Below are 14,438 nucleotides of genomic sequence, written 5' to 3'. Positions count from 1 at the left end.
GGAATGCTAGCCATGAGCGATTTTGAGACTGTTACCGTCAATGATGTCCCTAAGGATGCCTTCATCCTCGACGTTCGCGAAGACTTTGAGTGGGAAGCTGGCCACGCTACCGGCGCCACCCACGTTGTGCTGGGCACCCTGCCGGAGCGCGTTGGCGAATTGGACCCAGACGTAGACACCTACGTGATCTGCCGTACCGGTGGACGTTCCGCCCAGGCCGCAGCATGGCTGACCGGTATGGGGTACACCGCGTTTAATATCGCCGGTGGATCCGATGCATGGATCGAAGCTGGACTGCCAATGGAAGCGGAGAACGGTCAGGAGCCTACCGTCCGATGAAATACGCGTATCTGGGACCTGCCGGCACCTTCACCGAGTCGGCGCTGCTGCAGGTTCCCGGGGCACTTGATTCACAGCGACTCCCCGCTGCGAATGTCAATGTTGCCCTAGCCATGGTGCGAGATGGCAGTGCTGATGCTGCGATGGTGCCAATCGAAAATTCGGTTGAAGGTGGCGTCTCAGCCACACTGGACGCCATTGCTCAGGGCGAGGCATTGCAGATCATTGCCGAAGTCCTGGTGCCAATCAGCTTTGTGCTGGCCGTGCGCCCAGGCATCACGCAGCTGGATCAAATCCGCCTCATCTCCACCCATGGACATGCGTGGGCACAGTGCCGGTTATGGGCAGAAGCCAATATCCCCGGCGCGGCCTTCACCCCGGCCTCGTCTACCGCTGCGGCGGCCTTGGCCCTAGCAGACGACGAACCGCAGCACGATGCAGCGATCTGCAACCCGCTGGTGGCCCAAGAGCGGGGGCTGAACGTCTTGGTGCGCGGGGTAGAAGACAATATTGGAGCGGTCACCCGCTTTATTCTGGTCACCCGCCCGGGAAAGATCCCCGCACCGGCCGGCGTGGATAAGTCCACGCTGATCTTGCCACTGACCGAAGACCGACCCGGTGCGCTGATGGAAATCTTGGAACAGTTCACCGCACGCGGAGTGAACCTTTCCCGCATTGAGTCGCGCCCCACCGGCAAGGGTATGGGGCAGTACTTCTTCTCCGTGGATATCCAGGGGCACGTTGCGGATGAACGAGTCGCCGCGGCCTTCTCTGGGCTTCACCGACTGTGTCCAGAAATGCGCTTCCTCGGTTCCTACCCGGCGGCCGAAGGCACACAACCCTTTGTGGACACGCACAATTCTGATGAGGCCTTTAGTCAGGCTCGCGCTTGGGTTCAGTCGCTGCGCGACCGACTCTAAGCATCACGTCTTGCAAAATAAAGCGAAGGACCAATCAGTTCAGAACTGATTGGTCCTTCGCTTAACCCTTTGGGGCTCGCGCTTATGGGGTGCGCAGGCGCAGTGAACTAGGCGAAATGCTTACTTCCAGCTCGTTGACCTGGCCAGTGGGATCCCCGTCGATCTGAGTATTCATTGGCTCAGTACAACGCAAGGCGATACCTGGTGTTTGGTAGAAGCTCATGACCGGGATCTTGTTCTTGGCGCGGAATGCGGTCTTGAGCAAGATCCACATCCAGCCAGCGGCCGAACGTGGTGAAAGAATCACGGCGTCCAACACACCGTCATCAATCTTGGCATCCGGTACAAAATCCAGTCCCTGCAACTTGCCGCAGTTGGCAAAGAGCACCGAGCGAACCTTACGGTTCTGCCAGTTTTCATCACCATCAAGTTTGAAGTTGATCTTCTTGCGCTTCCCGGGCAACTGGCGCAGGCCAGCTTCTGAGTAAGCTAGCCAGCCAACTTTGGATTTCAGTTCTTCGTTGGTGTCATCAAAAAGATCTGCGTCGGTGCCGACTCCGGCAATCACCAAGAATGCGTGGTCAGCTTGAGTGCCATCAAGCAGCTTCAGCTTCATATGACCCACATCGATTCGGCGGACCATGCCACGCACTGCGGCCAAGGCTGCGGTGTGCAGGTCATCTAGTGGGATATCCACATTGCGCGCCAACAGGTTACCGGTGCCTAGCGGAAGCACACCAAGCGTAGCTTCGGTGCCTTCAAGTACTTCTGCGACAGCACGAATCGTTCCGTCACCGCCTGCGGCAATAATTGTGTCGCATTGCGCATCCAAAGCTTCGCGGGCCGCATCTTGGCCTGCGTTCTCCTTAGTGGTGTGCAAAACTAGAGGCGCTTCAACGCCGGCTTCAGCACAAACACGCTCCACAGCCTGCTGTGCTTCTTCAGCGCCTGACTTGGATGGATTGATGACAAGTGCCACCTTGCCGGGGCTGGCCTGTTCGGCCGCAACGGGCTGATTAGTTGATGGCTTTCGGTAGTGCGAAAGCTTACGCACCGAGTACCAACTGGTTGCCGCGGCGGCAGCTGCAGCGGCCACGGCAGAGAAAACGATCACACGATTTGTCTGCATAGTGCTTTCATCGTACTCATGATTGCTACGCTTAACGTGTGATCGACCTGAAAATGCTCACCGAAAATCCGGATTTGTACCGTGCCTCGCAACGCGCGCGCGGTGCCGACGAGTCGTTAATTGACCAGCTTTTGTCAGCTGACACGGCACGTCGTGAAACCATTGCCACCTACGAACGCCTGCGTGCCGAGCAGAATGCGTTCTCTAAGAAGGTCGGCCAGGCCAAAGGCGACGAGCGCTCTGCGCTGCTGGCCGAGGTCAAAGAGCTGGCCGCTTCGGTCAAGTCTGCTCAGGCTCAGTCTGATGAGGCATCTGCCAAGTGCACCGAACTGCAGCGCCTGATCCCTAACCTGATCATCGACGGCATCCCTGCCGGCGGAGAAGACGACTTCACCGTCGTAAAGCATGTGGGTACCATCCGCGACTTCAAGACTGAAGGCTTTGAACCGCTGGACCACCTGCAGATCGGTGAGAAGCTTGGCGCCATCGACATGGAACGTGGTGCCAAGGTATCTGGCTCGCGTTTCTACTTCCTCAAGGGCATCGGCGCCCGCCTGGAAATCGCGATGATGAACATGGCCCTGGACGTGGCGTTGGAGCGCGGCTTCACTCCGATGATCACCCCGACCTTGGTTCGTCCCGAAACCATGCAGGGCACCGGCTTCGACGTGGCCCACGACGACGAGATCTACAAGCTCGAGCGTGACAACATGTACCTGGTTGGCACCTCTGAGGTGGCCTTGGCCGGTTACCACTCGGACGAGATCCTGGATCTGTCCGAAGGCCCAATCCGCTACGCTGGCTGGTCCTCGTGCTACCGCCGTGAAGCTGGTTCGGCTGGCAAGGACACTCGCGGCATCATCCGAGTGCACCAGTTCAACAAGTTGGAGATGTTCACTTACACCAGCGTTGAGAACGCTGAAGCTGAGCACAAGAACCTGTTGGCTATGGAAGAAGAAATGCTTGGACGCATGGAACTTCCTTACCGCGTGATCGATACCGCCGCTGGCGACCTCGGCATGAGCGCTGCCCGCAAGTTCGACTGTGAAGCTTGGGTTCCTACCCAGGACGCTTACCGCGAGCTGACCTCCACCTCAAATTGCACCACTTTCCAGGCCCGCCGCCTGAACATTCGCGAACGTGAAATCATTGACGGCAAGCCAGGCAAGACCCGTGCAGTAGCTACCCTGAACGGCACCTTGGCTACCACCCGCTGGATCGTAGCGATTCTGGAAAACCACCAGAACGCAGACGGTTCGGTCAACGTACCAAAGGCCCTGCAGCCTTACCTTGGCGGACTCGAAGTCCTCAAGTAAATCAGGGCTCAACTAGTTGCCGGCCATCCGCTCAGGGTGACCGGCAACTGCATTTAACCAGCTATTCAGGTTCCCCTGTGCCTTGGGTCATCGCGAAAATATGGTGGTGATGGTTAACTTGAGCTATGACAGTTATGACAAAGATCGGCAACGACGACCGACTAGATAAGCAGAAAATGATGATTTGCCTTGATGTGGACGGAACGATCGTCAACCATCAGGGACAGATGAGCCAGCGGGTACGCGAAGCAGCCCGAGCGGTAGTGGAGCAAGGCCATGAGGTGGTTATTTCCACCGGCCGTTCCCTCGGGGCCGCGCTTCCAGTGATGGAAGAGCTGGGCATCGATCACGGCTACGTAGTGGTCAGCAATGGCGGAGTGCTGGCCAAGGTCAGCAACGGTGAGGTCGAAGTGATCCACCGCGAAGTCTTTGATCCTTCGGTGGCGCTCAAGGCCCTGTGGAAGCAGCTGCCCAAGGCCAAGTACGCGCTAGAAAATGAGCGCGGCGAATTTCTTTCCAACCAAACTTTTGGTGACGCCAGCTTTGGCGCCGAAACCAAGGTAGTAGATTTTGAAGAACTGCTGAGCAACAAGGCAGTGCGCGTTGTTGTTTTCTCAACGGACAATACCGCCGAGGACTTTGGCAAGGCCGTTCAAGGGCTCGGACTATCCGGGGTGACCTACTCGGTAGGTTGGACAGCTTGGCTTGATATCGCCGCCGACGGAACTACCAAGGCCAGTGGTTTGGAACGTCTGCGCGCGATCCTCAAATTTGATTCGGCTGATTCCCTGGCCGTCGGTGATGGACGCAATGACATCGAAATGCTTCAGTGGGCCGGCCACGGTGTGGCCATGGGCCAAGCCCCGGATGAGGTCAAGGACGCAGCAGACGCGGTGACCGAAGGCGTGGACGAGGACGGTTTGGCAATCGTTCTCGAAAGATTGCTTCAGGACTAACGCACCACGTGAAAAGCAATTTTTGGCTTTGTCGCTTACGTGTTTTGGATGTGCATTGTCGGCCTGATGTTTCTGGCCATGGGTTTTGGTGCACTCGGATACACAATTATTGGGGTTCCAGATTCAGGGCAATATCAGCGCTCTGAGCGCGGATACGTTGTTTCGCATCCTTCGCCCTGCCATGTAGGGCTGTCCGAGTATCTCGGAGGTGAGCCCAAATATACGCGGGCGACGTCATGGGACCGCGAAGAGTCGGATTGCCCGGCTTATGAGATCAGTGATCAGGTGTACTTTGATCCAGCTATTAAAAACATGCCGGTGGCTACAACACCGGATGATGAGCACGGTCGCGACGGATCCCTCAAGGTGTTGACTGCCCTGATGGGCATTTTCTTCATTTTCGGAGCTTTTTATATCCCGATAAAACGAATCAAGTCTGAAGTGCGTCGGCTGCGCAAAGGAAAGAGCGCGAACTAAAGCACGCGCAGGGTTCTACAGCTGGTCAGTGAATTCCAGCAGTCGGGCGATGGCTGCCCGGGCACCGAGTTCGTCGTTGTAGCCCGAACGCACAATCGCGGCGGACACCGCCTGCGGGGTAATACCAAGGATTTCCGCCACGGCTTTTTGCTGGCCACGAACTCCCGGGGTGAGTAGGTCCACCACCGACCATTCGGCTTCGGTGCGGGTGCGGATCCATTGACCGAGCATGCGCAGTAGCCCTTCCAACTCGGCATCCATCTGCTCGCTGCCTGAGGAGACACAAATGGGTACCCGCTCGCCACGGTGACTGGCCGCTTCCAAAGCGCCCAGGGCACGACGTGCAGCCTTACCTTCAACCAAGTCCGCGTCGGTAGGCACTGGCTCGTACAAGCTGCCAATGCCTAGCCCGATATTGCAGAAGTTCAGCCTCGTGACGCGCATTAGTGCATCCACTGCTGCTTCAGGATCTTTGGGCACACCAAACAATAGTTGACCGCTCAGTGCGGTGAAGGATGCGTGGGTATCAACCTGCGCCAGCTGATGCCACAACTGCTCACTGGCATCGAGAACATCGGTGACCGAGCGGGGTCGGGGGCTGAGCGCAACGACAAACATATTTCCAGTATTGCCTGTGCCGGCGGGTTTGTCGCGAGTTCAGCGCGACACGTTGACCTTATTGCTGTTGCGGCAAGCGCACGCTAGTACGTGAAACAAAGAGTTGTGTCGCCGGTCCGATAAGGACCGCGTAGGCCACTGTGCCCAAGCCCACCGGGCCACCGAGCAGCCAGCCGATGCCCAATACCGACAGTTCTAGCGCGGTGCGGATCAGCCGAAGCGACAGTCCGGTGCGCAGGTGCAGTCCGGTCATCAGCCCATCGCGCGGGCCGGGGCCGAAGTGACTTCCGATGTAGAGGGCTCCGCCTAGACCATTGACGAGGATCGCGACCACCAGGGTGAGGATCTGCCAGCCAAGGCCGTTGATTTCAGGCAGGAAGCGCAAGAAGAAGTCCAGTGCTATTCCGAGATACAGCGTGTTGGCGATGGTTCCCAGTCCTGGCCATTGGCGTAAGGGGATCCAGGCCAGCAAGACCAGCGCGCCCACTAGGATAATGATGGTGCCCAGCGACAATGGCACATGATTCGCGATGCCCAGATGCAGCACATCCCATGGATCCACACCCAGCTGCGCTCGGATGATCATGGCCATCGCTAATGCGTAGAGGGACAGACCTACAAAGAGGTTAAAGAATCGCAGTGGCAAACGTCCGCTGGCGAGCTGTTGGCGCGGAGTCAGGTTAGTGATGGTCATGAATAAAATACTCCGGTAAATTGGACATAGAAAAAAGAGCCAATTTTGAAGAGGTGGTCTTATGGGACGCGTCACAGGTGCTGCGCTCGCTAGCATGCTCGGAGCAGCAGACTCTTCCCAGCCAGCTTACCGGTGGCTTTTTGAAACCCTGCGTTCGCTGATTGCCAGCGGGCGCATCCTGCACGGAACTGTGTTGCCCAGTGAACGAGAAGCGGTGAGCCGGCTTGGGCTCAGCCGCACCACGGTCTCACGCGCCTACTCTGAACTACGCGAATGTGGTTACGCTAGCTCCCGCCAAGGCTCGGGAACTGTTGCACAAATCCCTGGAGGACCAGTGGCAGGTGGAGCCGAACCATTGCCGCTAGGCGGTTTTGGGCCGATGCCGGGCAGTACCGCAATTGATCTCACCTGCGCGGCGCCGAACGCTCCGACGGGAATGCTCGAAGAGTTCCAAAAAGCTCTAGAGCAGTTGCCAAGATATGCCGCCACCATGGGTTACTACCCACTGGGTATTGAGCCGTTAAGACTGGCTTTGGCCGATTACTACACGCGCAAAGGTCTACCCACCGGGCCGGATCAGATCATTGTCACCTCTGGTGCGCTCTCCTCGGTAGCAGCCGCTGGGCGTGCGGTGATGTCCCGCGGACAAAGTGTGCTGGCTGAATCGCCGACCTACCCTAATTCATTACTTGCGCTCAAAGCCCACGGTGCCCGCACTGCCGAGGTGCCCATTGGGCCAGATGGCTCCGATATAGAACAGATCGCCGCGGCGCTGAAGGCGGTGTCTCCGTCTGTGATGCTATGCCTTCCGGACTTCCATAACCCCGTCGGAACCTTGTTGGATGATGTCCGTCGTGAGCGCTGGGCTGCAGAACTAGACCGCGCGGGAACCACTGGCATCATCGATGAAACCTGCGCCGAACTATGGCTTGATTCTGAGCCAGAGGTACTGCCCATGGCCGCTTTCTCCAAGAACCTGATCACCGTCGGCAGCGCCAGCAAGTCGCACTGGGGCGGGCTTCGCTTGGGCTGGTTGCGCACGCCTAGGCATCTATCTGGTGCAATAGCCCGCTCGCGCATGAGCATGGATTTGGGAGCGCCAGTACTGGAGCAGTTAGTGCTGGCTAATTTGCTGAATTCCGGCGCAACCCTTGCGCAAAGCACCCGAGATTCTTTGCGGGAAAACCGGGACTGGATGGTTGATGAACTGGACCGATTGCTACCTTCGTGGAGACCAAACAAGCCAGCCGGTGGTCTGAGCCTCTGGTGCCAATTACCTCAGCCGCGATCTAGTGCTTTGGCGCGCCAGCTCAAGTCGGTGTTGCTCGCCCCGGGCTCTACGTTCGCTGTGGAAGGCCACGGTTTGGAGCACTATCTGCGCTTGCCCTTCGCCCAGGAAAGAGTCGAACTGGAGCAGGCGCTTCCGGCCATCGCGGAAGCATGGCACAAGGCGGCTGTTTAGCGAACGAGCTAACCCTTGATCGTGAAACGGGCAAGCCCCGGATCAGTCCAGCCAGCGAAGCGTCGGTGAGTTCATGATCTAGCCCAAGTTCTTCTTGAGGGTGAGTTTTTGAACTGCCTGAACGGCAGCGTAGCAAATACCAAATCCGGGAATGCATAGGGACACCAACAGCATTATTAGGCGGTTCGCTGAGCGATGCAAGAAGTAGCCCCAGCCCACGAAGATGACTCCTGCAATCCACAGCAAAAGAACTGTTGCCTCAAATAGGTCCAGGGTGAAGAGAATCATGTCAGTAGTCTATTTGTTCTGGCTGATCAGGGCCGACAGCGCATCGGTCAGTGCGGCGCTTAGTCCAGTGAGGGTATAGCCGGGACCTAACTTATCGTTTGTAGCAGTTTCTCCTGCGTCAGTTTCGGCACCCACGGTGGCTTTCTGCCCTTCGGGGCGAAGTGCCGGTACATGGATAAAAAGTGCAGGAACTTCCTGCCCATAGGCAAGGTAAGCGACGTGGTTGCAAACGAATCTTCCGGCATCCTCGGAAAGGTAGGCGCCGTGGTCAGATTTTTGCAACGCATCCAGGATTAGCTGGGGATCTAGGGTTGCACTTCGAACTTGCTCTCCACCACGGATGATGGGCGCCATGGAAGGTTGGGCGCCATCATTGTCCGGAATGCGCGCATCATCCTCATTAAATCCCAGAACTTCAATACTGATTTCAGCTCGGCCGCCAGCCTCACCCACACAGATCAGAACGTCCGGCTGACGTTCAGCCAGGAGCGCTTTGAGACACTCTCCTGAACGTTTGAATGAAACCGGCAGGATGGCAGTGCTGATTTGGTGACCAGCAACTTGTTCGGGAAGCAGCTGCACGGCTTCGCCGCTGGCGTTGAACTGGTCGTTGCCAAAGGGCTCAAAGCCGGTCACCAAAAAATGCATGAACCCATTATGACCCCAAACTGTCGGTGCATGCTGGTAGAGCTTGGGTGTACGTCAGATCAATAGCTTCTGGATAGGTGCTCATGATTATCGCGGTTTTAGTCCTCGTCATCCTCAATATTCTCGCAACGGCATGTGTCGCATTGCTGCTGATTCGCCGCACGGCAGGCAACGATGAAGTCCAGATCCGGGACTCGGTGCGGGCCGGAAACTCTGAGCTACGCCAAGAGCTAGGGACCCAGCGAAATGAACTGCGCCAGGGCATGGGTGAAGTGCGCACGGAGATTGACGTGAAGCTGAGCTCCATGAGCGAATCCAACGCCAACCGGCATATTCAGATCCAGCATCTACTCCAGCAAGAGATGGAGAAGTTGCGCGCGGGTAACGAGGCCAAGCTGGAGAAGATGCGCGAGACCGTGGATGAAAAGCTGCAGGGAACCTTGGAGAAGCGTCTGGGCGAATCCTTCGAGCTGGTCAGCAAGCGACTGGAAATGGTCCAGCAGGGTTTGGGCGAAATGCAGTCTCTGGCCCAAGATGTCGGTGGACTAAAGCGTGTACTGACCAATGTGAAGAGCCGTGGTTCATGGGGTGAAGTTCAGCTCTCACGTCAGCTTGAAGACATTCTGACCGCAGACCAATATGAGCAGAACGTTGTGGTTGTTCCGGGTAGCCGTGAAGTGGTGGAGTTTGCCGTGATTTTGCCTGGACGTGAGGCAGGAACCATCTATCTACCTATCGATTCCAAGCTGCCCCAAGAAGATTATGAGCGGTTGCTTGATGCCCAAGAATCGGGAGATAAGGCGGCAACTGACGTTGCGGCCAAGGCGCTTGACCGGGCAATTATCGAGCAGGCGAAACTGATCTCCAGCAAGTACATCGCCCCGCCCTACAGCACCGACTTTGCCATCATGTACCTGCCCACCGAAGGGCTCTTCGCTGAAGTTGTTCGCAGTCCGGGCTTAGCTAGCAAGCTACAAACCGAGCACCGAGTTTTGGTCACCGGCCCGACCACCCTGATGAGTCTGCTCAACTCGCTACAAATGGGCTTCCGGACCCTAGCCATTGAAAAACGCAGCAGCGAAGTGTGGCAGGTACTCTCGGCAGCCAAGGAAGAATTCCGTAAGTACGGAGATGTCTGGGACAAATTGGGCAAGCAACTCTCCGCGGCACAGAACACCGTCAGCGCAGCAGGTACGCGAAGCCGGGTTCTGGAAAAGACGCTGCGCGATGTGCAAACCATGGAAGTCTCCGCTCAAGAAGACGTTCTCACCGGATTGCTTCCCGAAGCCTAGTATCAGCCGTGTTCTCAGGACTACGCTAGGCGCAAATAGCGGCGTTATCCCAAGGAGAAAACATGTCCAAGTACCTCATCTCATTTCCCAGCCCGGACATGAAATTTCCTGAGGAGGACTTGGAGGCGGTGGCGCAGGCAGCCCATGAAGTCTTACGCGAAGCGAAGGCCGCAGGGGTTTGGGTGTTTGGCGGAGGGATTGATGAGAGCATCGCGCCAGTCATGGTTGATGCGCAGAGGGTCATCCATCCCGGCACCTATCCGCAGACTGCGCAGATTGAGGGAGGGTACGCGGTGTTAGAGCTCCCATCCTATGAGCAGGCGGTTTTCTGGGCGGCAAAGTTTGCTGCCGCTTGCCGCTGCGCGCAAGAACTTCGTGTCTTCCAAGATGACCCCGAAAGTTAAAATGGCGGTGACCCCAAGAGGTCACCGCCATTACGGCTCAAGTCTAGTGACTAGGCCTTAAAACGCTCGATGGAGCGAGCCAACTCAGCTTCAGCAGCTTCGCGACCTTCCCAACCTTCAGCCTTAACCCACTTGCCTGGTTCCAGGTCCTTGTAACGGGTGAAGAAGTGCTCGATCTCCTTGATCAGCCATTCGTCAATGTCCTCAAGTTCCTTGATGTGGTCAAAGCGCTTGTCGGCTGGAACGCACAACAGCTTGGCATCTCCACCACCGTCGTCGGTCATGTTGAATACGCCGATTGGGCGGGATTCAACAATGACACCGGGGATCAAATCAACACCAGGGATGAAGACTAGGGCATCCAATGGATCGCCGTCTTCGCCCAAGGTGTCATCAAAGTAACCGTAGTGCGTTGGGTACTGCATGGAAGTGAAGAGCACTCGATCCAGGCGCAAGCGGTGGGTCTCGTGGTCAATTTCGTACTTGACGCGTGATCCGGAAGGGATCTCGATGGTCACGTCGTGGCTCATGAAAAGCACACTCCTAAACTAGTCTTAGGGATATCCGATAATAAGCGTATCGCCCCTTGGGGCCCCTTCGATAAAACTTCGAGAGGAATGTAACCATATGAACACTGCCGCCCGACGCGCGATTACGCTGGGGGTGGTCGTTCTGGCCGTGATTGGCATGGTTTTGGCCATGATGTTGGCCCCTCGATTTTTCACCGGAGAACCTGAAGCGTTTTACACTCCCGCTAGTGCTCAAGCGGCAAAAGAAGACCCCGCAGCGGTGGCAGATCTTGATCCGAATGCCCCGGTACCGGACTCGGCGGCACTAGGCGCGCAACTGGATGCCATCTTGGCCGATAATCCAGACGGCACCACTTTTAATGCTCAAGTTGTCGACGTTGCCAGCCAAAATGTTCTTTATGACAGAAACGCTGACACAAAAGGTACGCCAGCTTCGAGCCTGAAAGTAGTCACTGCCCTCGCCGCCCTCGATACCTTGGGTGGCGATAGCCAACTATCAACCTCCGTGTTGTTGGACGGAAACACTCTGGTCTTACGTGGTGGGGGAGATGTACTGCTCGGGGATGGAAAGTCTGATCCTAGCCAGGCCAAGGGTTACGCCGGATTAGCGACCTTAGCCGAACAGACCGCCAAAGAACTTAAATCTCGCGGGGTCAGCGAAGTCTCTTTGTGGGTTGACGACTCCTTGTTTGGTGACGCCCACAATAATTCCGCGTGGGACAAGTCCTTGTTCACCTCAAACAACATTGCCGAGGTCTACCCGATAGCGCACTATGCAGCACGCGCCGGATTTAGCACCGACACTGCCTACCAATCTGATGCTGCCGAACAAGTACGCAAGGTGTTCAGCAAAGAACTAGGCGCCTCGGTTAAGGTCAACGAAGGTGGCCGCGGAGCCTATGACGGCGGTGAGCAGATTGCGGAAGTGAAATCCGCGCCACTGCGTCAGATCATTAAACATATGCTGTTGGTTTCCGATAACTATATTGCCGAAACCATGGGGCGTTTGGTCGCCATCAAGGGTGGTTTGGAACCAGCACAAAGTGGTCAAGCAGTGGCAGATGTCGCTGCGGAGCACGGAGCGCAAGGCGCAGAATTAAGTGATACCAGCGGTCTGGCGGCCGATAATAAAATTTCGCCGGCAGCCCTGACCGCAGTGCTGCGCGCAGCAGCCACCAGTCCCAAAGCAGAACTACGTGAGTTGGTTTATTCGCTGCCGGTTGCCGGATATAGCGGAACTCTGATGCAGCGTTTAGGTCAGGAATCTACGCTTGGATTAGTACACGCCAAAACCGGATCGCTGACCGGGGTGGCCACACTAACTGGAATGACCGTGACCCAAGATGGGCGATTGCTGGTCTTCTCAATTTTTGCCCACCAACCCAACGGAACACTCGCACCTCATAAGCCGACCATCGACTCAGCCGTAACCGCCATCCGCGGTTGTGGCTGCCAGAGCTGAAGGAGCAGGAATAGCACATGAAACAACTTGTTGATTGAAACTGGCGGCCAGCGCCGCCAAAACGCTGATGCCTGCAGGGCCAAAAATCGTTAAACAAGATGCCGCCCGCATTGTTGAAGAACTGCGCATCGCAGCCGGCGAAGGACTAGTTGAAGCGGAGAAAATCTCCAAGCTGGTCTCCACCGCGCCGTCCCAGACCCTCGTGGTTGATCGAGCCGGTTGGGCCAAAGCCGTCAGCCAGAACTTTGCTGCGATGCTGCCGGCTGAGCTTGATGTACCAGCCATGGTGCCAGCCGTAGCCGGAGCCGAACTGGGTGCAGTGCTCTCGGTACTAGGTACCCGAGTACTGGGCCAGTTTGACCCGTTTGTTGGACCACGACTATTGCTCAACGCGCCAACTATCACCCAGATTCGCGGCGACTTGAATGTGAATGCCAGAGACTTCTATCTGTGGATTGCTACCCATGAGCAGACCCACCGCCTGCAGTTTGAGCAAGCACCATGGATTCCTGAAGTGATGAAATCTATCCTTGCTCAGGCCTTTGAGCCAATGGCCGGACAGAACTCAATGAGTCAGCTCGGTGAGCGACTGAAGTCTATGAAGTCTGAGGTCAGTGAACTGACCAGCATCATGTCCGTGCTTGAAGGTCACGCCATGGTGGTGATGAATGATGTCACCTCGATCCGCAGCATCAAGACCATCCGCCGACGCTTTGAAGCCCGCGGAGAAAACCGTTCGGCTTGGGCCACACTATTGGGCAAGCTCTTGGGCATGGATGAAAAGGCTTTGCAATATAAGCGCGGAGCAAAGTTTGTCAGGCACATAGTTGATGAAATCGGCTACGAGGGATTCAACGAGATCTTTGCTGCCCGTGAACTCTTCCCCAACGCTGACGAATTAGATCATCCAGAACGCTGGTTGGCCCGCACCCGATGAATCAAGCCTTTCACGATGCCCGTCGCGCTGTCGCCCAGGTCAGTGGTCCGGGGCTGAGCCTGATTGGAGTCTCCGGCGGAGCTGACTCATTGGCATTAGCCATTGTGGCTGCATCGCTACCTACCGCCTTTGGGGCGGTCATCGTGGACCACGGCTTGCAAGCTGACAGTGCCCAGGTTGCGCAGCAAACTGCGCAAACCTGCCGAGAGTTGGGCTTGGCTCCGGTGCTGGTGTTTAGGGTGTCGACCTCCAGTGATGAGGCGTCGGCCCGTGCAGCGCGGTATGAACAGTTTGAGCAGGCGCTGGCCCAGACTGGCGCCCAACAATTGTTGTTAGCCCACACTCGGGATGATCAGGCCGAGCAGGTATTACTCGGTCTGCTGCGCGGTTCGGGCACCAGGTCCTTGGCCGGGATGCCAGCGGAACGTGGACCATACCGCCGGCCCCTACTGGAGCTGACCCGGGAACAGACCGAGGCGATCTGCCAGGATGCCGCAGTGGAGTACTGGGAAGACCCGAGCAATGCTGATACCAGTTACCGGCGGAATCTGATCAGGCATGACGTCCTGCCATTTCTGCGCGAACAGCTTGGCGAACATGTGTCTGAAGCATTGGCTCGAACCGCCTCGCTGGCAGCCGCTGATGCTGCGGCTCTGGATCTCTGGGCGCAGGAAGCTAAGACAGCCCACGGAACCAAACTTGAGGAACTAGCTCGGTTGCCGGTGGCGGTGGCTTCCCGAGTGTTACGCCTAGCCGCCATCGAATCTGGCGCAAAAAATGTGGGCCATGAGCGAACACAGGCGCTGTGCGCGCTGGGCGGAATCGGCGTTCCTAAGTCCAAATCTGCTGGTCCGGTGCAACTGGATGGCAAAATCAGCGCCTTTAGGCGAAGCTCGGTGATAGTTTTCACGAGTACCGGCTCAACAACACATCATTAAATGTGGCACTCTAGGTAAGTACCACACC

Annotated in this window: 17 protein-coding genes; 11 read left to right on the top strand and 6 right to left on the bottom strand. The window is 56.8% G+C overall.

All coding sequences use genetic code 11. From position 1 onward, the window contains the following. Window positions 1-12: 12 nt before the first annotated feature. Window positions 13-339, top strand: a complete 327-nt coding sequence (locus N6V40_RS02335) for a rhodanese-like domain-containing protein (RefSeq protein WP_131089711.1) — start codon at window positions 13-15, stop codon at window positions 337-339. Continuing rightward, window positions 336-1,259, top strand: coding sequence for a prephenate dehydratase (gene pheA, locus N6V40_RS02330; RefSeq protein ID WP_262198800.1), 924 nt, complete (start codon window positions 336-338; stop codon window positions 1,257-1,259). The genes N6V40_RS02335 and pheA overlap by 4 nt, the downstream gene beginning before the upstream one ends. A gap of 82 nt (window positions 1,260-1,341) precedes the next feature. On the opposite strand, the gene N6V40_RS02325 is transcribed toward pheA, so the two are convergent. Further along, window positions 1,342-2,388 carry a diacylglycerol/lipid kinase family protein gene (locus tag N6V40_RS02325; protein WP_131089713.1) on the bottom strand — a complete coding sequence of 349 codons (1,047 nt, stop codon included), beginning with the start codon at window positions 2,386-2,388 and terminating at the stop codon, window positions 1,342-1,344. Window positions 2,389-2,426: 38 nt separating this feature from the next. Here N6V40_RS02325 and serS point away from each other — a divergent pair, with 38 nt between their 5' ends. The 3 genes from serS to N6V40_RS02310 all read left to right on the top strand — a co-directional run bounded on the left by serS (window position 2,427) and on the right by N6V40_RS02310 (window position 5,137). Beyond that, window positions 2,427-3,704 carry a serine--tRNA ligase gene (gene serS / locus N6V40_RS02320; RefSeq protein ID WP_262198797.1) on the top strand — a complete coding sequence of 426 codons (1,278 nt, stop codon included), beginning with the start codon at window positions 2,427-2,429 and terminating at the stop codon, window positions 3,702-3,704. A 125-nt stretch (window positions 3,705-3,829) separates the two neighbouring features. Further along, on the top strand, window positions 3,830-4,660 hold the full coding sequence (locus N6V40_RS02315) for an HAD family hydrolase (protein ID WP_131089715.1): 831 nt from the start codon (window positions 3,830-3,832) through the stop codon (window positions 4,658-4,660). Window positions 4,661-4,708: 48 nt separating this feature from the next. After that, a complete protein-coding gene (locus N6V40_RS02310; protein WP_262198794.1) occupies window positions 4,709-5,137 on the top strand; it encodes a hypothetical protein in 429 nt (142 codons plus the stop codon). Between the two features lie 15 nt (window positions 5,138-5,152). Here the strand turns inward: N6V40_RS02310 and N6V40_RS02305 are convergent, their stop codons facing one another. Next, window positions 5,153-5,755 carry a hypothetical protein gene (locus N6V40_RS02305; protein WP_131089717.1) on the bottom strand — a complete coding sequence of 201 codons (603 nt, stop codon included), beginning with the start codon at window positions 5,753-5,755 and terminating at the stop codon, window positions 5,153-5,155. Between the two features lie 58 nt (window positions 5,756-5,813). After that, complete coding sequence (locus N6V40_RS02300; protein WP_131089718.1) at window positions 5,814-6,449, bottom strand: membrane protein YczE; 636 nt, start codon at window positions 6,447-6,449, stop codon at window positions 5,814-5,816. A gap of 61 nt (window positions 6,450-6,510) precedes the next feature. Here N6V40_RS02300 and N6V40_RS02295 point away from each other — a divergent pair, with 61 nt between their 5' ends. Then, window positions 6,511-7,911, top strand: a complete 1,401-nt coding sequence (locus N6V40_RS02295) for a MocR-like transcription factor YczR (protein WP_262198791.1) — start codon at window positions 6,511-6,513, stop codon at window positions 7,909-7,911. A 78-nt stretch (window positions 7,912-7,989) separates the two neighbouring features. On the opposite strand, the gene N6V40_RS02290 is transcribed toward N6V40_RS02295, so the two are convergent. Next, window positions 7,990-8,199 carry a hypothetical protein gene (locus N6V40_RS02290; protein WP_131089720.1) on the bottom strand — a complete coding sequence of 70 codons (210 nt, stop codon included), beginning with the start codon at window positions 8,197-8,199 and terminating at the stop codon, window positions 7,990-7,992. Window positions 8,200-8,208: 9 nt separating this feature from the next. Beyond that, window positions 8,209-8,847: a pyroglutamyl-peptidase I gene (locus tag N6V40_RS02285; protein ID WP_262198788.1), complete on the bottom strand. Its 639-nt coding sequence runs from the start codon at window positions 8,845-8,847 to the stop codon at window positions 8,209-8,211. A gap of 83 nt (window positions 8,848-8,930) precedes the next feature. Between N6V40_RS02285 and N6V40_RS02280 the strand changes: the two genes are divergently transcribed. Together N6V40_RS02280 and N6V40_RS02275 are read left to right on the top strand one after the other, a co-directional pair. Further along, window positions 8,931-10,139 carry a DNA recombination protein RmuC gene (locus tag N6V40_RS02280; protein ID WP_131089722.1) on the top strand — a complete coding sequence of 403 codons (1,209 nt, stop codon included), beginning with the start codon at window positions 8,931-8,933 and terminating at the stop codon, window positions 10,137-10,139. Between the two features lie 62 nt (window positions 10,140-10,201). After that, entirely contained in the window at window positions 10,202-10,543 is a 342-nt protein-coding gene (locus N6V40_RS02275; protein ID WP_131089723.1) for a YciI family protein, read from the top strand. A 50-nt stretch (window positions 10,544-10,593) separates the two neighbouring features. Here the strand turns inward: N6V40_RS02275 and N6V40_RS02270 are convergent, their stop codons facing one another. After that, on the bottom strand, window positions 10,594-11,073 hold the full coding sequence (locus tag N6V40_RS02270; protein WP_131089724.1) for an inorganic diphosphatase: 480 nt from the start codon (window positions 11,071-11,073) through the stop codon (window positions 10,594-10,596). A gap of 97 nt (window positions 11,074-11,170) precedes the next feature. On the opposite strand from N6V40_RS02270, the gene dacB reads away from it, so the two are divergent. Genes dacB through tilS form a run of 3 tightly spaced genes read left to right on the top strand, consistent with a single transcriptional unit; the run spans window position 11,171 to window position 14,410 of the window. Further along, on the top strand, window positions 11,171-12,535 hold the full coding sequence (dacB, locus tag N6V40_RS02265) for a D-alanyl-D-alanine carboxypeptidase/D-alanyl-D-alanine endopeptidase (protein ID WP_262198784.1): 1,365 nt from the start codon (window positions 11,171-11,173) through the stop codon (window positions 12,533-12,535). A 34-nt stretch (window positions 12,536-12,569) separates the two neighbouring features. Beyond that, window positions 12,570-13,472: an Rv3626c family coenzyme F420 biosynthesis-associated protein gene (locus tag N6V40_RS02260; protein ID WP_262198783.1), complete on the top strand. Its 903-nt coding sequence runs from the start codon at window positions 12,570-12,572 to the stop codon at window positions 13,470-13,472. After that, window positions 13,469-14,410 carry a tRNA lysidine(34) synthetase TilS gene (gene tilS, locus N6V40_RS02255; protein ID WP_242632529.1) on the top strand — a complete coding sequence of 314 codons (942 nt, stop codon included), beginning with the start codon at window positions 13,469-13,471 and terminating at the stop codon, window positions 14,408-14,410. Before N6V40_RS02260 ends, tilS begins: the two co-directional genes overlap by 4 nt. Window positions 14,411-14,438: the final 28 nt, after the last annotated feature.

The organism is Glutamicibacter sp. M10 (genome assembly GCF_025452055.1).
Classification (GTDB): Bacteria; Actinomycetota; Actinomycetes; order Actinomycetales; family Micrococcaceae; genus Glutamicibacter.
Note: the sequence above shows the minus strand (reverse complement) of the source record. Positions and strands in the feature narration are given on the sequence as shown.

Bases quoted from the DNA above. Each gene is read 5' to 3' on its own strand.
- N6V40_RS02335 (WP_131089711.1), top strand. From the start codon at position 13: ATGAGCGATTTTGAGACTGTTACCGTCAATGATGTCCCTAAGGATGCC.
- pheA (WP_262198800.1), top strand. From the start codon at position 336: ATGAAATACGCGTATCTGGGACCTGCCGGCACCTTCACCGAGTCGGCG.
- N6V40_RS02325 (WP_131089713.1), bottom strand. From the start codon at position 2,388: ATGCAGACAAATCGTGTGATCGTTTTCTCTGCCGTGGCCGCTGCAGCT.
- N6V40_RS02315 (WP_131089715.1), top strand. From the start codon at position 3,830: ATGACAGTTATGACAAAGATCGGCAACGACGACCGACTAGATAAGCAG.
- N6V40_RS02310 (WP_262198794.1), top strand. From the start codon at position 4,709: ATGTGCATTGTCGGCCTGATGTTTCTGGCCATGGGTTTTGGTGCACTC.
- N6V40_RS02305 (WP_131089717.1), bottom strand. From the start codon at position 5,755: ATGTTTGTCGTTGCGCTCAGCCCCCGACCCCGCTCGGTCACCGATGTT.
- N6V40_RS02300 (WP_131089718.1), bottom strand. From the start codon at position 6,449: ATGACCATCACTAACCTGACTCCGCGCCAACAGCTCGCCAGCGGACGT.
- N6V40_RS02295 (WP_262198791.1), top strand. From the start codon at position 6,511: ATGGGACGCGTCACAGGTGCTGCGCTCGCTAGCATGCTCGGAGCAGCA.
- N6V40_RS02290 (WP_131089720.1), bottom strand. From the start codon at position 8,199: ATGATTCTCTTCACCCTGGACCTATTTGAGGCAACAGTTCTTTTGCTG.
- N6V40_RS02285 (WP_262198788.1), bottom strand. From the start codon at position 8,847: ATGCATTTTTTGGTGACCGGCTTTGAGCCCTTTGGCAACGACCAGTTC.
- N6V40_RS02280 (WP_131089722.1), top strand. From the start codon at position 8,931: ATGATTATCGCGGTTTTAGTCCTCGTCATCCTCAATATTCTCGCAACG.
- N6V40_RS02275 (WP_131089723.1), top strand. From the start codon at position 10,202: ATGTCCAAGTACCTCATCTCATTTCCCAGCCCGGACATGAAATTTCCT.
- N6V40_RS02270 (WP_131089724.1), bottom strand. From the start codon at position 11,073: ATGAGCCACGACGTGACCATCGAGATCCCTTCCGGATCACGCGTCAAG.
- dacB (WP_262198784.1), top strand. From the start codon at position 11,171: ATGAACACTGCCGCCCGACGCGCGATTACGCTGGGGGTGGTCGTTCTG.
- tilS (WP_242632529.1), top strand. From the start codon at position 13,469: ATGAATCAAGCCTTTCACGATGCCCGTCGCGCTGTCGCCCAGGTCAGT.